At 60.5% G+C, this 16,399-nt stretch carries 14 protein-coding genes; 12 read left to right on the plus strand and 2 right to left on the minus strand.

Features of this window, described 5'->3' with window-relative positions:
- The first annotated feature begins 43 nt into the window (after positions 1–43).
- The 3 genes from VF436_RS20890 (at position 44) to VF436_RS20900 (ending at position 5,340) form a co-directional block, all read left to right on the plus strand.
- Complete coding sequence (locus VF436_RS20890; protein WP_330905989.1) at positions 44–1,768, plus strand: methyl-accepting chemotaxis protein; 1,725 nt, start codon at positions 44–46, stop codon at positions 1,766–1,768.
- Between the two features lie 768 nt (positions 1,769–2,536).
- Positions 2,537–3,334 (plus strand): response regulator, encoded by a 798-nt coding sequence (locus VF436_RS20895; protein ID WP_330905990.1) that lies wholly within the window; start codon positions 2,537–2,539, stop codon positions 3,332–3,334.
- Positions 3,335–3,339: 5 nt separating this feature from the next.
- Positions 3,340–5,340 (plus strand): PAS domain S-box protein, encoded by a 2,001-nt coding sequence (locus tag VF436_RS20900; protein ID WP_330905991.1) that lies wholly within the window; start codon positions 3,340–3,342, stop codon positions 5,338–5,340.
- On the opposite strand, the gene VF436_RS20905 is transcribed toward VF436_RS20900, so the two are convergent.
- The gene (locus VF436_RS20905; protein WP_330905992.1) at positions 5,334–5,954 is read right to left on the minus strand and encodes a cyclic nucleotide-binding domain-containing protein; all 621 of its coding nucleotides are present in this window, start codon (positions 5,952–5,954) and stop codon (positions 5,334–5,336) included. The two genes, VF436_RS20900 and VF436_RS20905, sit on opposite strands and share 7 nt — an antisense overlap.
- 309 nt (positions 5,955–6,263) lie before the next feature.
- On the opposite strand from VF436_RS20905, the gene VF436_RS20910 reads away from it, so the two are divergent.
- From VF436_RS20910 to VF436_RS20920, 3 genes are all read left to right on the plus strand, one after another.
- Complete coding sequence (locus VF436_RS20910; protein WP_330905993.1) at positions 6,264–7,301, plus strand: hypothetical protein; 1,038 nt, start codon at positions 6,264–6,266, stop codon at positions 7,299–7,301.
- Between the two features lie 108 nt (positions 7,302–7,409).
- Positions 7,410–7,901 carry a CBS domain-containing protein gene (locus tag VF436_RS20915; RefSeq protein WP_330905994.1) on the plus strand — a complete coding sequence of 164 codons (492 nt, stop codon included), beginning with the start codon at positions 7,410–7,412 and terminating at the stop codon, positions 7,899–7,901.
- Positions 7,864–8,850: a L,D-transpeptidase family protein gene (locus VF436_RS20920; protein ID WP_330905995.1), complete on the plus strand. Its 987-nt coding sequence runs from the start codon at positions 7,864–7,866 to the stop codon at positions 8,848–8,850. The genes VF436_RS20915 and VF436_RS20920 overlap by 38 nt, the downstream gene beginning before the upstream one ends.
- Positions 8,851–8,856: 6 nt before the next feature.
- Here the strand turns inward: VF436_RS20920 and VF436_RS20925 are convergent, their stop codons facing one another.
- Positions 8,857–10,122, minus strand: coding sequence for a divalent metal cation transporter (locus VF436_RS20925; protein ID WP_330905996.1), 1,266 nt, complete (start codon positions 10,120–10,122; stop codon positions 8,857–8,859).
- Positions 10,123–10,251: 129 nt separating this feature from the next.
- Between VF436_RS20925 and VF436_RS20930 the strand changes: the two genes are divergently transcribed.
- The 6 genes from VF436_RS20930 to VF436_RS20955 all read left to right on the plus strand — a co-directional run bounded on the left by VF436_RS20930 (position 10,252) and on the right by VF436_RS20955 (position 16,388).
- Positions 10,252–10,800, plus strand: coding sequence for a universal stress protein (locus VF436_RS20930; RefSeq protein ID WP_330905997.1), 549 nt, complete (start codon positions 10,252–10,254; stop codon positions 10,798–10,800).
- 155 nt (positions 10,801–10,955) lie between these two features.
- Positions 10,956–13,106 (plus strand): heavy metal translocating P-type ATPase, encoded by a 2,151-nt coding sequence (locus tag VF436_RS20935; RefSeq protein WP_330906019.1) that lies wholly within the window; start codon positions 10,956–10,958, stop codon positions 13,104–13,106.
- Between the two features lie 79 nt (positions 13,107–13,185).
- Positions 13,186–13,743 (plus strand): GNAT family N-acetyltransferase, encoded by a 558-nt coding sequence (locus VF436_RS20940; RefSeq protein ID WP_330905998.1) that lies wholly within the window; start codon positions 13,186–13,188, stop codon positions 13,741–13,743.
- A 15-nt stretch (positions 13,744–13,758) separates the two neighbouring features.
- Positions 13,759–14,640: a universal stress protein gene (locus VF436_RS20945; RefSeq protein WP_330905999.1), complete on the plus strand. Its 882-nt coding sequence runs from the start codon at positions 13,759–13,761 to the stop codon at positions 14,638–14,640.
- A gap of 115 nt (positions 14,641–14,755) precedes the next feature.
- On the plus strand, positions 14,756–16,117 hold the full coding sequence (locus VF436_RS20950) for an MBL fold metallo-hydrolase (RefSeq protein ID WP_330906000.1): 1,362 nt from the start codon (positions 14,756–14,758) through the stop codon (positions 16,115–16,117).
- A 79-nt stretch (positions 16,118–16,196) separates the two neighbouring features.
- Positions 16,197–16,388 carry a hypothetical protein gene (locus tag VF436_RS20955; RefSeq protein WP_330906001.1) on the plus strand — a complete coding sequence of 64 codons (192 nt, stop codon included), beginning with the start codon at positions 16,197–16,199 and terminating at the stop codon, positions 16,386–16,388.
- The last annotated feature ends 11 nt before the right edge of the window (positions 16,389–16,399 follow it).

The following is a 16,399-nucleotide window of genomic DNA, read 5'->3' on the forward strand; positions in this document are numbered from 1 at the left end:
GGGGCGCTTGTTAGACACACTTCGCGTCAAGATATAGTGAATTTTGCCGATAAGCTTCCTGCCGACAGGGTATTTTAAGAGCCGGGCGAGATCCGGCTACCGCAAATTCCAGCTTGTCGGCGATTCACCTTATCCATGGCCGCGTCCGGTACGCCCAGAAGGGGGCATTAAGCAACTTATTAAACTCGCATCACGAAACAAGCTGATCTTTGGCGGCTTCGCATCAATCGCCATTGTGGTGGTCGTGCTCACCGGTATCGTTTACCACTCGCTCCAAGCCATGGACCAGTCCACATACATGGACGTACATACGAATCAGGTGCTGCGAGTGGAAGGCTCTCTTCTGACTGCCCTGGTCAATATCGAAACCGGCGAACGGGGCTACCTCATCACCGGCAAGGACCCCTCGCTTGAGCCGATGCGAAACGGCCAGGCAGCCTATGCTGACGCGTTCGCCAAGCTGCGCCTTCTCACCGCCGACAATGCGGAGCAGCAGCGCCGCCTAGCCGACCTCGACATAAGCTACCGTGCGTGGATTACTGACGCCATCGCCCCGGTTATCGCCTTGCAGAAGCAGGCCGCATCGGGTGGGGCCAGCCCAGAAGCGCTTACTTACGAGCGTCTGGGCAAGGGTAAGGCACGTATGGATGAGATGCGTGACTTGCTGGGCAAGTTCGTGGGTGCCGAGACGGTGCTCCTGAATCGACGCTCGGCGGAAGCTACCGCGATGCGTGCGCGTACCAACGCCGTTCTGATGGGCGGCGGGTTGCTCGCCATCCTGGCCATCCTTGGGGTGGCCACCGTACTCGTGCGGAGCATATTGACGCCGCTGGAACACGCCTCCGCCATGACAGCGCGCATCGCAGAGGGCCACTTGGGCGAGTCCTTCGCGGTCAGTCGCAGCGACGACTTGGGCCGCATGCTGAACGCTTTGCATACCATGGACGAGAACCTCGCTCGCATCGTCGGTTCGGTGCGGGAGAATGCACTGCAGGTCGAACATGCAGCGCGTGATATATCGGCCGGAAATGACGACCTATCCAATCGCACCCAGGAGCAGGCGTCCTCGCTCGAAGAAACGGCTGCATCAATGGAAGAGATGTCATCCACCGTCAAGCAGAACGCGGAAGGGGCCGCGCTCGCGCAGCAGATTTCCAAGGGCCTGCGCAATGAGGCCAAGAGCGGTGGTGCGATTGCCGAAGAAGCCGTTGAGGCAATGAAGCAGATTACCGAAGCCGGTCAGAACATCGGCGAAATCGCAGTACTGATCGACGAGATCGCTTTCCAGACCAATCTCCTTGCCCTCAACGCGGCCGTGGAAGCCGCGCGTGCTGGCGAGCAGGGCCGCGGCTTCGCGGTCGTGGCCGTGGAAGTGCGCAACCTCGCTCAGCGAAGCGCGTCGGCCGCCAAGGAGATCAAGGCGTTGATCGGGACGACGGTGGAGCGTGTAAGCACGGGCTCCGATCTGGTGAACCGCACCGGGAAGGCTCTCGTGGAGATTGGCGGCAGTGCGACCAAGGTCGCCGATATCGTCGATGAAATCTCTTCCGCCTCTCAGGAGCAGTCGGCAGGCGTGACGCAGGTCAATGTCGCTGTGGCTTCCCTTGACGAAGTGACCCAGCAAAATGCCGCCCTGGTCGAACAAGCAAATGCCGCAAGCCGGCAAGGCACTGGAGCTGGCCCAGGAATTGATGCGGCAGGTGGCGTTTTTCAAGCTGGCGTACGCGGCCACCATGAAAAAAACTGCCGCGGCGAAGCTATCGGCTAGGCCGGTCGGGACGCCTCCGGCGAGCACGAGCAGGGAACCATCGCTTGTTGCGATTGCCCAATCTGCCGATGCCACCGGGCAGTGGCGCGACTTCTGAGGCCGCGGGCCCGTTGCGGTCTTTCATGATGCCGCAGCCGCGTCCGTGGACGTGGCTGCGGCATAGCGGCGCATTTACGTGAGTTATCTACGGAGCCCCTCCCATCAAAGATGGCCCTCAATGCATCACGGCGGTGGCAGCAACGGCGTTCAAATCATGGCGGTTTTCAGTAGTTTCGATGGCAAGTTTGGAGCGCATCGCAGGATATGGCGTCCATAGTTCAGCGCCCTTGGCTTGATGGCCAAGTGCTGTACTCCACGGGTGTTGTCGCCCGCATAACCGTGTCGCTTCGGTGGCCGGCGCAATGTCCAAATACGCGGGTATCCGGACGTTATTCGTCGATTCCGGTTATGCCAGTCCGTGCACACGGACAGTGGCGCACTGCCGCAACATCCAGGTCAAGGTCATTCGGCACCCAGCCGGTGGCAATGCGAAGCATTGGGTGGATGCCTATCAACTTGATTTGTTTGTTGTTCTGGTCTATCCCCATCAGATTTGTCGTACTAGCCAAGCGCTGGGGCGTGGAACGGATGCACGCGAAGCCTGTTTGTGCGCATCATGATCGATTGCCGCATCTCGCCGAATATGGGCTTGCCGAGGCCAGGTTTTCACTTCCCAAACCGACAGCCTGATTTGGTAAACACCCTCTTAGCTCGCCTGGGCAATCAGGCTTGTCCGCTGATAAGATAAAACCGTACATAGCCGACGCGATCGCGATATCTATGACGGCGTCTTCCGAAGGTAGCCGGCCCTATCCTCATCTGCTCGTTGTCGACGACGACGACGAGATCGTTGCGCTCATTCGTCGATATTTTTCTGGCCAGGGCTTCTCCGTCAGTGAGGCGTACGATGGGGCAAGTGCCAGAGAGCTTCTGTCCCGGGAGTCGGTGGATGTGATTCTCCTTGATCTGGGGTTGCCTAAAGAAGACGGACTCGAAGTCTGTCGGCAACTTCGCACGCATTGGTCTGGTGCCATCATCATGGTTACCGGACGCGGTGATGCTGTTGACCGCATAGTCGGCCTTGAACTGGGCGCGGATGATTACGTCACCAAGCCCTTCGATTTGCGCGAACTCCTGGCGCGCGTCCGAAGCATCCTTCGACGACTGGCGGCGCGGCCCCCGGTTACCCCCGTCCCGGCCGTCGATACACAGACCATGATGTTCTCCGGATTTGTCTTGGACCTGGGGCGCCACACTTTGTCACGAGAGGACGGCGAGGAAATACGACTGACCAGCGGTGAATTCGACCTGTTGCATGTCTTGGCGCAGCATCCCAATCGGGTGCTCAGCCGTGACCAGATCATGGAATACCTTCACGGACACGGCGCCGGTCCGTTTGACCGGGCGGTGGATGTCCAGATCGGTCGCTTGAGACGCAAGCTCGAGGACAATCCCCAGCAACCGCGCCTGATCAAGTCGATACGCGGCACCGGGTATCTATTCGCTTCCTCCGTCCTTTCCGGATAGCGGCCATGTTTCGCGAACTGTTCGATATCGCACCCGATGCCATGCTTGCGGTGGATGAAGCGGGCCACATCGTGCGGGTGAATGGTCAAGCCGAAAGGCTTTTTGGCTATGCCGAGCGGGAGCTAGTAGGCTGTCACATCGAGATACTGATTCCCAAGCGTGCCCGCGCCGCGCACAAGAAGCACATGGCCGAGTACGCGCACAATCCGCGGGTGCGTCCGATGGGGGCGGGGCAGGAATTGACGGCCTTGCGCGTCGACGGCTCCGAGTTTCCCGTCGAAGTGGCATTGAGCCCGGTTCGTTTGGAGAACAGTGCACTGTACGTTGCGGCGATTCGCGATATTTCGGAAACGCAGCGTGCCCGTCAGGCGCTGACGCGCGCACGCTATGACGGCGCGATCGCGCAAATCGGACAGTTGCTGCTTGCTGCGCCCAATCTGGGGGAAGCGATCGGGGGCATGACGCAACAAGTGGCTGCTACTTTGCAAGTGCAGGGCGTGGTGTTGGCCTTCAAGGAGAGCCTCAGCGAACGCATGGTTGTGCATACGTCCCTGGGCGTCTCGATGGATGTGGTGGACACGATCAATCACAAGCTGCTCTCGGGTTTGGTCGAGGCGCTGTCGATGGACAACACGCCCCGTATTTTCGAGCCGGCCATATTGTCGGCCAGCGCGGCTGCATCGTTTTCTGCTGCCGCCATCGCTCCGCTGCTCGATCCGGTGCGGTCCGCAGGTGCGCTGCTAGTGTTTTCCCACGCCGCACGCGATTTTGATCATGATGCAATGCACTTCCTGCAGTCATTTGCCCTCATGCTCACTAGCGCGATTCAGCGCATTCAGACACAAGATCGGCTACTGCATGCGCAGCGTCTGGATGCCGTCGGGCAACTGACCGGCGGTATCGCGCATGACTTCAATAATCTCCTGACGATCATCTCAGGCAACTTGCAAATACTCGAGGATGAGCTGAGCAGTCGTCCGGATGTACTTGAAGTAGTTGGAGCGGCGCGACGCGCCACGACACGTGGTGCGGATCTGACACGTAAGCTGCTGGCCTTCGCCCGACGGCAACAGTTATTGCCCCAGGTCTGTGAGGTGGACACGTTACTGAACGACCTTGGTGACATGCTGCGACGCACGCTGGACGATGCGATCGACCTGCAGATACATTATCCGAGCGACATGCCGCCGATTTTTGTGGATCCGGGGCAGCTCGATGCGGCGCTGGTGAATCTCGCGGTCAACGCCCGGGACGCGATGCCTCGCGGCGGCAGACTGTCGATCACGGTGACCATCAGGAACGAGCAACCGCCTGAGCACGAGGCCGCGGCGACGGCAACCTACGTTGTCCTGGCCGTGCGCGATACCGGCATGGGCATGTCGCCGGAGGTGCTTGCACATGCCTTCGAACCCTTTTTCACCACCAAGGCGCAACATAAGGGCACTGGCCTTGGCCTGAGCATGGTTTATGGCTTCGTCAAGCAATCGGGCGGGCATTTGACGATCGAGAGCAAGCTCGGTTATGGCACCTGCATTGAGCTGCATTTACCGGCAGCCATGTCCGTTAGTGTGACGGGACAACCCGGGAGCGCACAGCATGCTCCGATGCCAGCCGAGCCAGCCAAGCCAGATGTGGTGCTCGTGGTGGAGGACGAGCCCGACGTTCGCGACGTGGCGTTACGTTTCGTTCGATCATTGGGCTATGTGGCGCATGGTATTAGCAACGCCGAACAGGCTTTGGACGCGCTCGACCGATTGCCGGATGTCACGCTGGTCTTTTCGGACATCATGCTTGGCAGCGGCATGACCGGCATGGCACTGGCACATCGGCTTCAGATGACCCGGCCGGATCTGACCGTGTTACTCACCACAGGTGATGCGCGTTCGGGGCAGGGCGGGAGTCATGGCGTCCATGGCTATGAATTGTTGCCCAAGCCGTATCTTCGCGATGACCTGGGCAGGGCCCTGCTGCGTGCCATCCATAAGCAACGCGCTTCTCGTCAATGAACGCGTCCGGCCTGCTCGGCCAACCGCAATAGCGCGATGGCGTCGATGATCTCCACTTCGCGCAGATGAACGCGGATAACGCTCAAGGCAGCCAGGTGCGATAAGGCGCGCGTGACAGTCTCGTGTTTGAGCGCGAGGAAGCTGGCGATATCAATGCGGCTCATGCGTAGCACGAAATGCCGATCGCTGAATCCCAGAGCTTGATGCCGCGCGGCCATATGAAGCAGAAAAGATGCAACGCGTTGCTCCGCCCCCAGCGTGCTTTGCGCAAGCATCCAACGTCGATCGTGGCGAATCTCCTCAGCCAGCAAGTCTGCCAGACGCGCTTGGAGCGTCGGTGTCGTGGCACAAACGCGAAGAAGGCCAGCGTAGGGCACTTCCCAAACCACACTAGTATCGAGCGCTACCGCCGAGCAGACATGCGTGCTCGAACCGATCGCTTCGGCGCCCAGCATATCCCCACGCATGCGAAAGGCTGTGACGCGCTCTCGCCCATCCTCCGATGCCAAGGTGTTTTTGAGAAAGCCCGCGTGGACCAGAAAGATCGACCGGAAGGTTTGGCCAGCGCGATAGAGCGATTGGCCGGCCCCCAGCTTGTGCATCTGGATCAGCATGTGGGATCGCAGAGTGTCTAGATCGAGCCCGGACAGTGGCTGCCGAACTGGCTCCGTAGCGCTCGATGGCTGTGGGCAAAGGTGCCGTTCCTGCAACGCTGCATTCATGATCGTTCTCCCCGGTGGGTGCTGATGCCTTGGGGGAGGAAGCTAGCGGTCATGGTCGACGCATCGATGAGCGCATGGTAACGCTTAGTAACTTTTTGTAACTGGCATCGAAACCTATGCGCGGCCGCGCCTTGACGTATATCAATGCGCACCGTCGTGGCCGGCCTAGATTCACCAGCCATAGAAGCTTCCCTGGCCGCCATGATCACTCAAGACACCCGCTCCCCCTTTGTCGACCCTGCCGCGGTAGAAGCCTGGGACGCATGGTTTCGTTGGCGTGAGCATGATCGGTTGCAGGACATCACGATCGACAGTACCTGGCAGCGCGTGGCCCATGCATTGACCGCGACCGTGCCCCCTGATGAGCGCGCCCAGGCCGAGCAGGACATCCGACAGGCATTCCGTGCATGGGAAGTGCTGCTTGATGAGCGCGTCCTGGCAACCGCCGGGACAGGCGCCCCCGACTGGCCCAACGACGAGCTGGCGGCTGTCGTGAACGTGGCTAGCTTTGTGCGCGGTGTGAGCGGGGTGCCGTACCTTGATCTCGCCGGATTGCGACGCGCGGCGAGTCTGGCCGTGATCTTGACCGATCTGGCGGCTTGGGCAGCCGATGCCGATCGGCAGCGGGTTCTGCGACCGCGTATTGGCCTCATCGGCTTTGGCGATGCATTGGTCTTGCTGCGCATGAGCTATGGGAGCGTGGCGGCGTCGCGCGTAGCTGCCCAAGTCGCCCAAGGACTGCTCGTCGGCGCGACCGCCGGCTCGATCAAACAGGCCATGCATTACGGGGCATTGGTGCACGCCAGTGAGGGGCGCTCGGCGCAGTGGCTGTCCGAGCTCCCTCCTGGGCTACGCGACGTCGGCCACAACGTAGGGCTGCGACATGCAACGTTAACCGCCATTACGCCGCAGCCACGGTTGGCCCTGTTTGCCAACGGGGTGGCCGATGGCATCGATCCCGCGATACGCAAGCCGTGTGAGCGCCGGATGGGCGCGGGGCATAGCGCGCGCATCATCTCTTCGCCCGGTTACGCGCAAACCGTGCTTTACCTTCATGGCATGACCGCCGAGTGGCCGGGCCTATCGTCGGAACAGCTGGAACTGGCGATGCGGGAGACTGTGGACATCATGCAGCCCTGGATTGATCGCCCCATCGCTCACTCTCGTCTTCTTATCGAGATGTCGGACCGCACCACCCATCCCTGTATGTCACCGTCATGTGACGGTGAGTTCCTTTAAAAAAAAGCCGCCAGAACGGCGGCAAGTGCGTGTATAGCGCGAGCTCAGGAGGCATGGCCTCAAATGAGTGAGCCCGTCGATAGGTTAGGTCAGTCAAATGATATTGCCTTGATCGCGATCAATAACGCGGCACACCGCTCCTGGAGCGCAACAATGCGAGCTCAACAGATAGGCCACTCACGGGTCATCCATATCCAGGCCAAGATCCTCTTGACCGAGGCGACGCGAATCATGCGCCAGCACCAAATCGGCTGCCTCGTCGTGACAGAGGCATTCCCCGCGGGGGACCTGCCCATCGGCATACTCACCCATCGCGACGTAGTGTTCCGGGCGTGTGCGGTTACCGGTGAGGTGAGCGCCCTGACTGTGGGCGAGGTCATGTCTTCACCGGCGGTCTGCTGCCGTACGGACCACTCAGTGGATGAGCTGGTGGCCATCATGCTGGGCAGCGGCAAACGTCGCCTGCCGATGATTGACGACGCCGGTCATCTCGTCGGCCTCGTCTGCAGCAATGATGTGCTCGGAGCGATAGGCGAGCTGCTTACCGGGTTGGCGCTAGCCGATGGCGCTGGTGGCAGTCAAGATCGAATGGAAATCTGAGATGCGCATTCGGTTCACAAGAGTTTGTCGCATCGTGATCCTCATGGCGGCCCTTATCTGCGCGACGGTGTCGCGAGCTGCATCCGCAGCTTATTACTGGCACCCAGAAATCGCGCCACGCGGTCCCAGAGTGATCGTGGTCAGTCTGAAGGAGCAACGAATCTTTGTTTACAGCAACGGCACGCTGATCGGTACAGCACCGGTCAGTAGCGGTAAACCCGGCTACGACACGCCGCCAGGAGTGTATCGCGTTCTTCAGAAAGAGCGCGATCACTATTCCAATCGTTACGACAATGCGCCTATGCCATTTATGCAGCGCCTGACCTGGGATGGCGTGGCGCTCCACAGTGGTGAGGTGCCGGGCCATCCGGCCTCGCACGGTTGTATCCGGCTGCCACCGGCGTTTGCCCAGCGGTTGTTCGCCGCGACGCGTGCGGGCGATGTCGTCGTCGTGGCCGGTAACGGTACCGCTCCGGTCGAGCAACTGTATCCGGCCGTGGTGGCCCCCATCAATCTGGCCGGGCAGCCGATGCTACTCGATGAGCAGGATGCCTCATCGCTTACAGTATTGGACACCTCGCCGTTGAACATCGTCGTCAGCATTCATGATCTGCGCGTGTATGTTCTGCAAAATGGCATGCTAATCGCATCGTCGTCCATCACTGTGGATGCGAACTACCCGTTCGCCGGCACGGTGCTGTATGTGCTCGATCCGCCACAGACGAATGCTGTCCGCGGCGTGCATCATTGGTCGGCCTATCGGTTGGCCGGAAATGGCGCAATACCAGATGCTTCCGATGTCGCTCAGCACATCCGCGCACCGGAAGTCTTTGGTGCGCCCTTGCGCCAGGCGCTGCAACCGGGTGCAGCGGTCCTCGTCACGGACAAGCCGGGGCGTCATCGGAATATCGCGAGCGAAGGTGAGCAGGACAACGACGTGCCGCCTTGAGTGATGTCATGTAATCACGCCACAGGCGGCGATTGCCATGATGGCCGTCGCCGTCCAGCCGAGCCACCGCAAGGGACCGCGTACGTTAAATTCGCCCATGACGCTCGGACGACCGGAGAGCCACATGATGACCGCCATCAACGGTACCGAGATCACGCCGTTGATCACGGCTGACCAGAACAGCAAGCGGATCGGGTCGATGGGTGAGAGCGTCATGAGCGTGCCAAGCAGTGTAGCGCCGCCGAGAATTGCATAGAACACGCGTGCTTGGGCCGGTTTGCTGCCCAGGCCGCCGCGTACTCCCAGAGCTTCGGTGACGGCGTACGCCGCGGAGCCGGCGAGCACTGGCACGGCGAGCAATCCCGTACCAATGATGCCCAAGGAGAAAAGCAGCGCCGCAAATGGGCCGGCCAAGGGTTGGAGTGCCTGGGCCGCGTCGGCCGAGCTGCGGATCGTTGTAAAATCGTGGATGTGCAGCACCGCTGCCGCCGTGAGCATGATGAAAAACGCCACGGCGTTGGAATACACCATGCCGATGTTGGTATCGGTACGGATGCGGGCGAAGGCATCCCGGGCTTGCGTCGGCACCTGCAGCAGAGGCGAAGCGTCCGGATCGGCCTCTTCCTCTTCGGCCTCCTGAGAGGCCTGCCAGAAGAACAAGTATGGACTGATGGTCGTGCCAAGCACCGCCGTGATGGTGATCAGATACGCGTGGTCCACATGGTGTGGCCACATCTGGAGAACCAGGGTGCGCCACGGGATGTCGATGATGCACGCGGTCAGCACATAGGCGAACAGACTCAGCGTCATCATCTTGAGCCAGGGGGCGTAACGGGGAAACGGTACGAATGTTTCCAGTCCCAGGGAAAGCAAGGCCAGGCCCAGCGCGTACATGGTCGAGCGGCCGCCCATGACCAACGCGGCCGCCTGTCCCATCGCGCCGATATCGGCGCCCAGATTGATGACATTGTTAATGAGGAGGAGCGCCATCAGACTGGACACAATCCAATGCGGCATCACCCGGCGCATATTGGCGACCAGGCCGCGCCCCGTCACGCGCCCGACATGCGCACTCACCATCTGGATGCCGATCATTAATGGCAGCGTGAATACAGCCGTCCACAGCACGCCGTAGCCAAACTGAGCGCCGGCCTGCGAATAGGTGGCCACACCGCTGGGATCGTCGTCGGCGGCGCCGGTAACCAGGCCCGCACCTAGTCGCCGCCACCAGTATGGGGGTTTCACGCGGACAGTCCAAGAGACTGCAGCCATAAGAAAGCACCGTCAAGGGAGTCACGAGCAGGCTAGCAACGCAATGCCAGCGCCCACTTGATCGTCATCAAGATGGCGCGCACGCGGTGGGGCAATACTGTCGCCGAACTCCAGACAGGGTGATGCCTCATGAACATGTTGCATGGCCGGTTTCACCGGCAGCGCATTAGCGCCACCGATCAATTTCGGGATGCCGCACAGATCCAGGAACGATCCCCCTTGCCTGGTGTAACACAGGCGGCGTTCAAATATATCTGCCTTCCGATCGATGGCACCGAAGCATCTTTCGATGGTGCGGCCCAGGGCGTCGCATTGGCCGCCACCATGCAGGCCAAAGTCTACGTCTTCCATGTGCTGCCACCGTTACCGACCGTGTCCTACCTGGCCGACCTGATCCAGCCGTTGAATGCGACGTACCAAAAGGCAGCCATTGCTCTGGCGCAGCAGTACCTTGGTCGCGTTTGCGCGATGGCCGACGCGGCAGGCGTGGCGCATGTATCGGGCTATGCCTTCGATCGGCGCCCGTTCTGCGCCATTGCTGGTGCCATCGTGCGCGAACACTGCGATCTGGTGGTGATGGCGACCGAGCGCGTTTCGGCCCATGTCCCCTGGCGGCGTACGAGCGAGACGCTCAAGCTCATCCAGACGATCGATGCACCGGTGCTGGTGTTGCACTGATGGATCGGCCGCGCATCCGACCATTTGTGCCGTTGCTCCTGGGGCTATCGACCTTGTTTATCGGTGGCGCGCTGCATCTGACTCATCAGGAGTTATGGGCCTCTCGCCTTTGGACAGTCATGGCAGGGTTCGCCTGTCTTGGATTGCTCGTGTCGATGATCCGCGCTTGGCGCCGCAGCCAGTGGGGCGTGGATGGCATCGCTTTGATTGCCATGGGAACGGCTATTCTCTACGAACAGGCACTGGTCGCCGCGGTGATCGCGTTGATGCTATCAGGCGGTCAGGCGCTCGAAGCCTATGCCAATGGCCGCGCGCAAAGCGAACTGGAGCGGCTGATCAAGCGCGCCCCACAGCGTGCATGGCGTTATTGTGGCGCGACGCTCGAGGAGGTGGCAGTCCAGCGCGTCGAGAAAGGAGATCGGCTGTTCGTGCGCTCCGGAGAAGTCGTTCCCGCCGACGGCATCGTAGTCGAGGGCGCCGCCGTGCTCGACGAGTCGGTCCTCAGCGGTGAGGCGATGCCGGTCTACCGAGCGCGAGGGGAGACGATCCGCAGCGGTGTCGTGAACGCCGGCGCGCCCTTCGACCTGCATGTAACCGCGCCCTCGGCGGAAAGCACGTACGCACGAATCGTTCGCCTGTCGAGCGAAGCACGCCAATCTCGCGCGCCTATGGCGCGCTTGGCGGATCGGTATGCATTGGCCTTCGTGCCATTGGCGCTGATCGCCGCAGGCCTTGCCTGGTACGTCAGCGGTAATCACTTGCGCGCGCTGGCGGTTCTGGTCGTAGCAACGCCATGTCCGCTGCTGTTGGCGGTGCCGATCGCTATGGTGGCCGGCATGTCGCGAGCTGCTCATCATGGTGTGTTGGTCAAGAGCGGCCGTAGCTTGGAAACACTGGCGCAGGTCAGTCAGTTGTTCATCGACAAGACCGGCACACTCACCGTCGGCCATGTCCAGGTGTGCGACATGGAGACCGCTGGTGCGTGGTCGCCCTCAACGCTGCTTCAGTGGGCGGCGTCGTTGGCCCAAGGGTCCAGCCACGTCGTGGCCAAAGCGATGGTGGCGCAGGCGCGAAGCCAGCAGATCCGCCTGGATTCGCCCAAAGATGTAGTCGAGTCAGCCGGTGCCGGTATGCGCGGTCGCGTGGGCAATCATGACGTTGCGATGGGAAGCTTGCGCTATCTGGTTGGGGAACATTCCGTCGAGTCGCTCTGGGTGCGGCGCTTACTGAGCCGCGTAAGGCATATAAATGCCGGATGCTTATTCGTCATGGTGGACGGCGAGCTCGCCGGTGCGGTGGCATATAAAGACCCATTGCGTATCGACACGCCACGCTGCATACGTCGGCTGCGAGCTGCGGGAGTAACGCGCATCGTCATGCTGACAGGGGATGTCGAGGAGCGTGCTCATGCGATCGCCGAAGAAGCGGGCATCGACGAGGTTCGAGCTGACCTTACGCCAGAGCAGAAGCTTGCAGCAGTCGTGGAGACAAGCGCAAAGGCACCGACCCTGATGATCGGTGATGGCATCAATGATGCTCCAGCCCTGGCTGCAGCGAGTGTCAGTTTGGCCGTGGGATACGAACAGGGCGTGAGCGCCGCGCAGGAGGCAGCGGATGTCGTATTGCTAGACGTCCACCTGGACCGCATACCCGACGTACTTCACATAGCGCGCGACACGCGCCGCATCGCTCTGCAGTGTGTCATCGCCGGCATGGGGCTGTCGTTCGTGGCCATGTTGCTGGCTGCCATGGGATGGCTTGTTCCCCTGGCCGGTGCCTTGGTGCAGGAAGGCATTGACGTGGCAGTGATTGTCTATGCCCTGCGCGCGTTGGGACCGCGGCGCGCCCAGCCGGTGCTTGCCACCGACATGCGTGATCGGCTGGAACGAGAGCATGCCGAACTGGCGCCAATACTGGATCGCATCCATCAGGCGGCGGAGACCTTGGGACAGGCGACCCCGGCCCGGGCCCGGCACGAATTGGCCGATATCGTCGATCTGCTGGGTCATAGCGTAATTCCGCATGAGCGCAATGATGACATTCAGTTGTATCCCGATCTGGCACGGCGAATGCCAGGAAATGACCCGCTCGCAAGCTTGAGTCAGACACATCGCGAGATATTCAGGTTGTGCCGATTGCTTGATGGGATGAACGTGGACGGCGACGATCCCTCGGAGAGTGCAACCGGTGAGATACAGCGCCTTCTTGTGCGTCTGGACACGGTGCTGCGACTACATCTTGCCCAGGAAGACGAACTTTTCGACAGCCTGAGCTCCCCACCGTTACAACATTTGGCGAGCTCTTGATTTCGATCAAGACACATTTGGATGTCATCGACTAAAGAACAATCGACGCATATATACGCGAGCTTCCCAGGAGCACGACATGTCACCTCTACCCACATCAGCTGCCACCCAGGCCTATGCCACCATCGCAGGCGATCATTGGATAGAAACACTCCACGACGGCAGCCATGTTCTGATCCGTCCCTTGCAAAATGACGACCGGGAGCGCGAGCGTCGCTTCATCGAAAGGTTGTCACCGACCTCGCGCCACTTTCGCTTCCTGGCCCAGGTACGAGGCGCTAGCGCGGCCCTATTGGGACAGCTGATGAACGTCCATGAACCCGATAGCTGCGCACTCATCGCACTGGTTCATGACAATGGTGAGCTGCGTGAAGTCGGCGTCAGCCGTTATAGCGCCGCCACTGAAGGCAGTTGCGAATGTGCCGTGACCGTGGCCGAGGACTGGCAGCACCGGGGACTGGGCGTTGTCCTGATGCGTCACCTCATCGCCAAAGCGCGCGCTGCCGGGTTCAAGACCATGTATTCAATCGATAGTGCCAGCAATAGCAATATGCGCGAGTTGGCCTCCCATCTCGGATTCACCCGAAGCCTGGACCCCGATGACAGCGCGCAAGTCATTCATTCGTTAACGCTGTAAGCCGAGGCATAATGTATGACCACGCAGCGTGCCAAACCAATGGGCACATCATCCTTGCAAGGGGCTGCGTTCGCGGCCGCTCCCGTCATCACCGGTATCGTAGCGCTAGTGACCTCCGGCGCACCTTGGAGCGCTGCGGCGACGACCGCAGTCAACCTGGCGGCCGCCTGGAGAAGCTCGTTGACTGGCTGCCTGCTTGAACCGCGGTCTACGCAACGTCGGAAAAGCGAGCCAACGGTCTTGTCGCTGCTCTATGAGACGCCGGGCATTCGTGCCGACGCCAGCGCGAGTGGGGATTTCGTCGCATTTGCGCTGGGGAAAGGCGTACGCCAGGTGCATTGGCGTTGCGTCGACGAGGCGTTGCCTGTTTTGCTTTCACAACTGGGTAACTGGCATGACCTGGCCGTGCTCGAGCATGCGCTCGTCAAGAGGGCAGGCATCACGTCTCACTTTGGTAAGGCGTTGTGCGCGACGCGGATGCCCTGCTTGATTCTGCCTTCCGGGGATGTATCCGTGTCGAATTTCGAGCAGGTGGCGCTGGCGTGGGATGGCAGCGATTCGGCTACGCGCGCGATCTATTCAGCGCTGCCGGTGATCGCCCGGGCGAAACAGGTCTATGTGTTGGACGGCTCTCTGGAGACGTATCGACGGCACGGCGCCATGCCGCACTTCGATCCGTATCTTTATCTATCGCAGTTCGGCATCAAGGTCCATGCCCATATGATTCATACCGATGCCTGCATCGGTGCGCCGTTGTTGGAAGAGGCCGCTCAGCTACAAACCGACGTGCTGGTGATGGGAGCCTACAACCATCCTCGCCTGGAGGAACATGTGCGCGGCGGTGCTACGCGTTTTGTTCTTGAACACGCCACGGTTCCTGTATGGATGAGGCATTGAGATGCCATTGATGACGCATCCGGTGGCCGAACTCCAGTCGCGTGAATCGCATCAAAACAAAGAAGCGAAGAGGGGGGCGCGAGGCCAGGTGGTGGCTGGCGGGCAGGATCTGCTCATGTATAGTTGCCATGGCGCGGGCTGGGAGGTGACCGGCTCCTGTCATCTGGTTCAATGCGGTTCCCGACGGGTACTCATCGATTGCGGGCTGTTTCAAGGGGGCAGGGAGCTCGAGGTCGCTAACTATGCCCCGTTCGGTTTCGACCCCGCTTCGATCGATGTGGTGATATTGACGCATGCGCATCTGGATCACTGCGGTCGCTTGCCTCGTCTGGTGCGTGAAGGTTTTTGCGGGCCGATCATCACGACCGCTGCGACGCGCGAACTAGTCGCACTGGTATTGGCCGATGCCGCCAAGTTGCAAGCGGAAGACGCACGGCATACAACCGCACGGTCGCCGCTCTTTACCCCTTATGATGTTGACCGTTGCCTTGCAAAGTTCGATACACCCGCTGCTTATAACCTGCCATTGAGGCTATGCGAAGGTGTGGTGGCGACTTTTATCGATGCCGGACACATCCTGGGCTCGGCCTGCGTGTTGCTGGAGCTGGACACTGGATGTCGCCGCCGTCGCATCGTCTTCTCAGGCGATGTGGGCAGCGCCGCACGTCCGATCCTGCGGGACCCGACGCCCGCACCTGACGCAGATTATGTGGTCATGGAAACCACCTACGGTGACCGTGTGCATCGCTCGCTCCGCGAATCGGTGAAGGAATTCTATGGCGCTATTGCCGAAACGCTGGATCGCGGTGGGAACGTTGTCATTCCCACCTTTGCGTTGGAGCGCGCGCAAGAGGTGCTTTATTACTTGCGTCAGGGCGTTTTGGAGAAGGCGCTGCCGCAAAGCATGCGAGTGTTTCTCGACTCGCCTATGGCGGTCTCGGCGACGGCCATTTTCAGGCGCCATCCGGAATGTTTCGACGCAGACTTTTTCAAGATGCTGGGTCAGGGTGATCCCTTTTCGCCACCGAAATTCCATATAACCCGCGAGGTGGACGAATCGATGGCTATCAACGGCATGCGTAGTGGCGCGGTAATCCTTGCTGGCTCGGGCATGTGCAATGGGGGACGGGTGGTGCACCATTTGCGGCACAATCTCGCGCGCGAAAAGTGCAGTGTAATCTTCGTCGGCTACGCCGCCGAGGGCAGCCTGGCCCGGCGCATCATTGATGGTGCCAAGAGCGTGCGTATTTTCGGCGAGTCATTACCGGTGCGTGCGCAGTGCTGGACAATCAATGGCTTTTCGGCGCACGCCGATCAGGCAGGCTTGCTTGCCTGGCTGGGCACCGCGCCGCGTCGCGGCGTCTTCCTTGTGCATGGTGAATATGAGCGCGGCATGTCCGTCATGGCCGCCTGCCTGACCGCCCGAGGTATCGGAAACCGTGCACCTGCGCGTCACGAGATGATTGCTCTGGCATGAGGACTTGACTTGATTCGCATCAACGCTACTAGGTTGGACAGCGAGCATACTGACTTCACCTTCAGTAAATGAGGTGGTTATGGCCAGCACGCCACAAGCTCGCCGACAGGCGTGGATTCCCAGGGCGTTGTTGATGATCGCCTTAGTTTGCGCGGTGCTGTTGCTGATTACGTTACCGAACCCTTTTTCTATCGCCGTTCAATGGCTTTGTGGTCTTAGCGCAGCGGCGTATGTCATCGTCTTGTTTGTCATGCGCAATCGCCAGGTATGAGTAAGCGAGGC

The organism is Dyella sp. (genome assembly GCF_036384435.1).
Classification (GTDB): domain Bacteria; phylum Pseudomonadota; class Gammaproteobacteria; order Xanthomonadales; family Rhodanobacteraceae; genus GSA-30.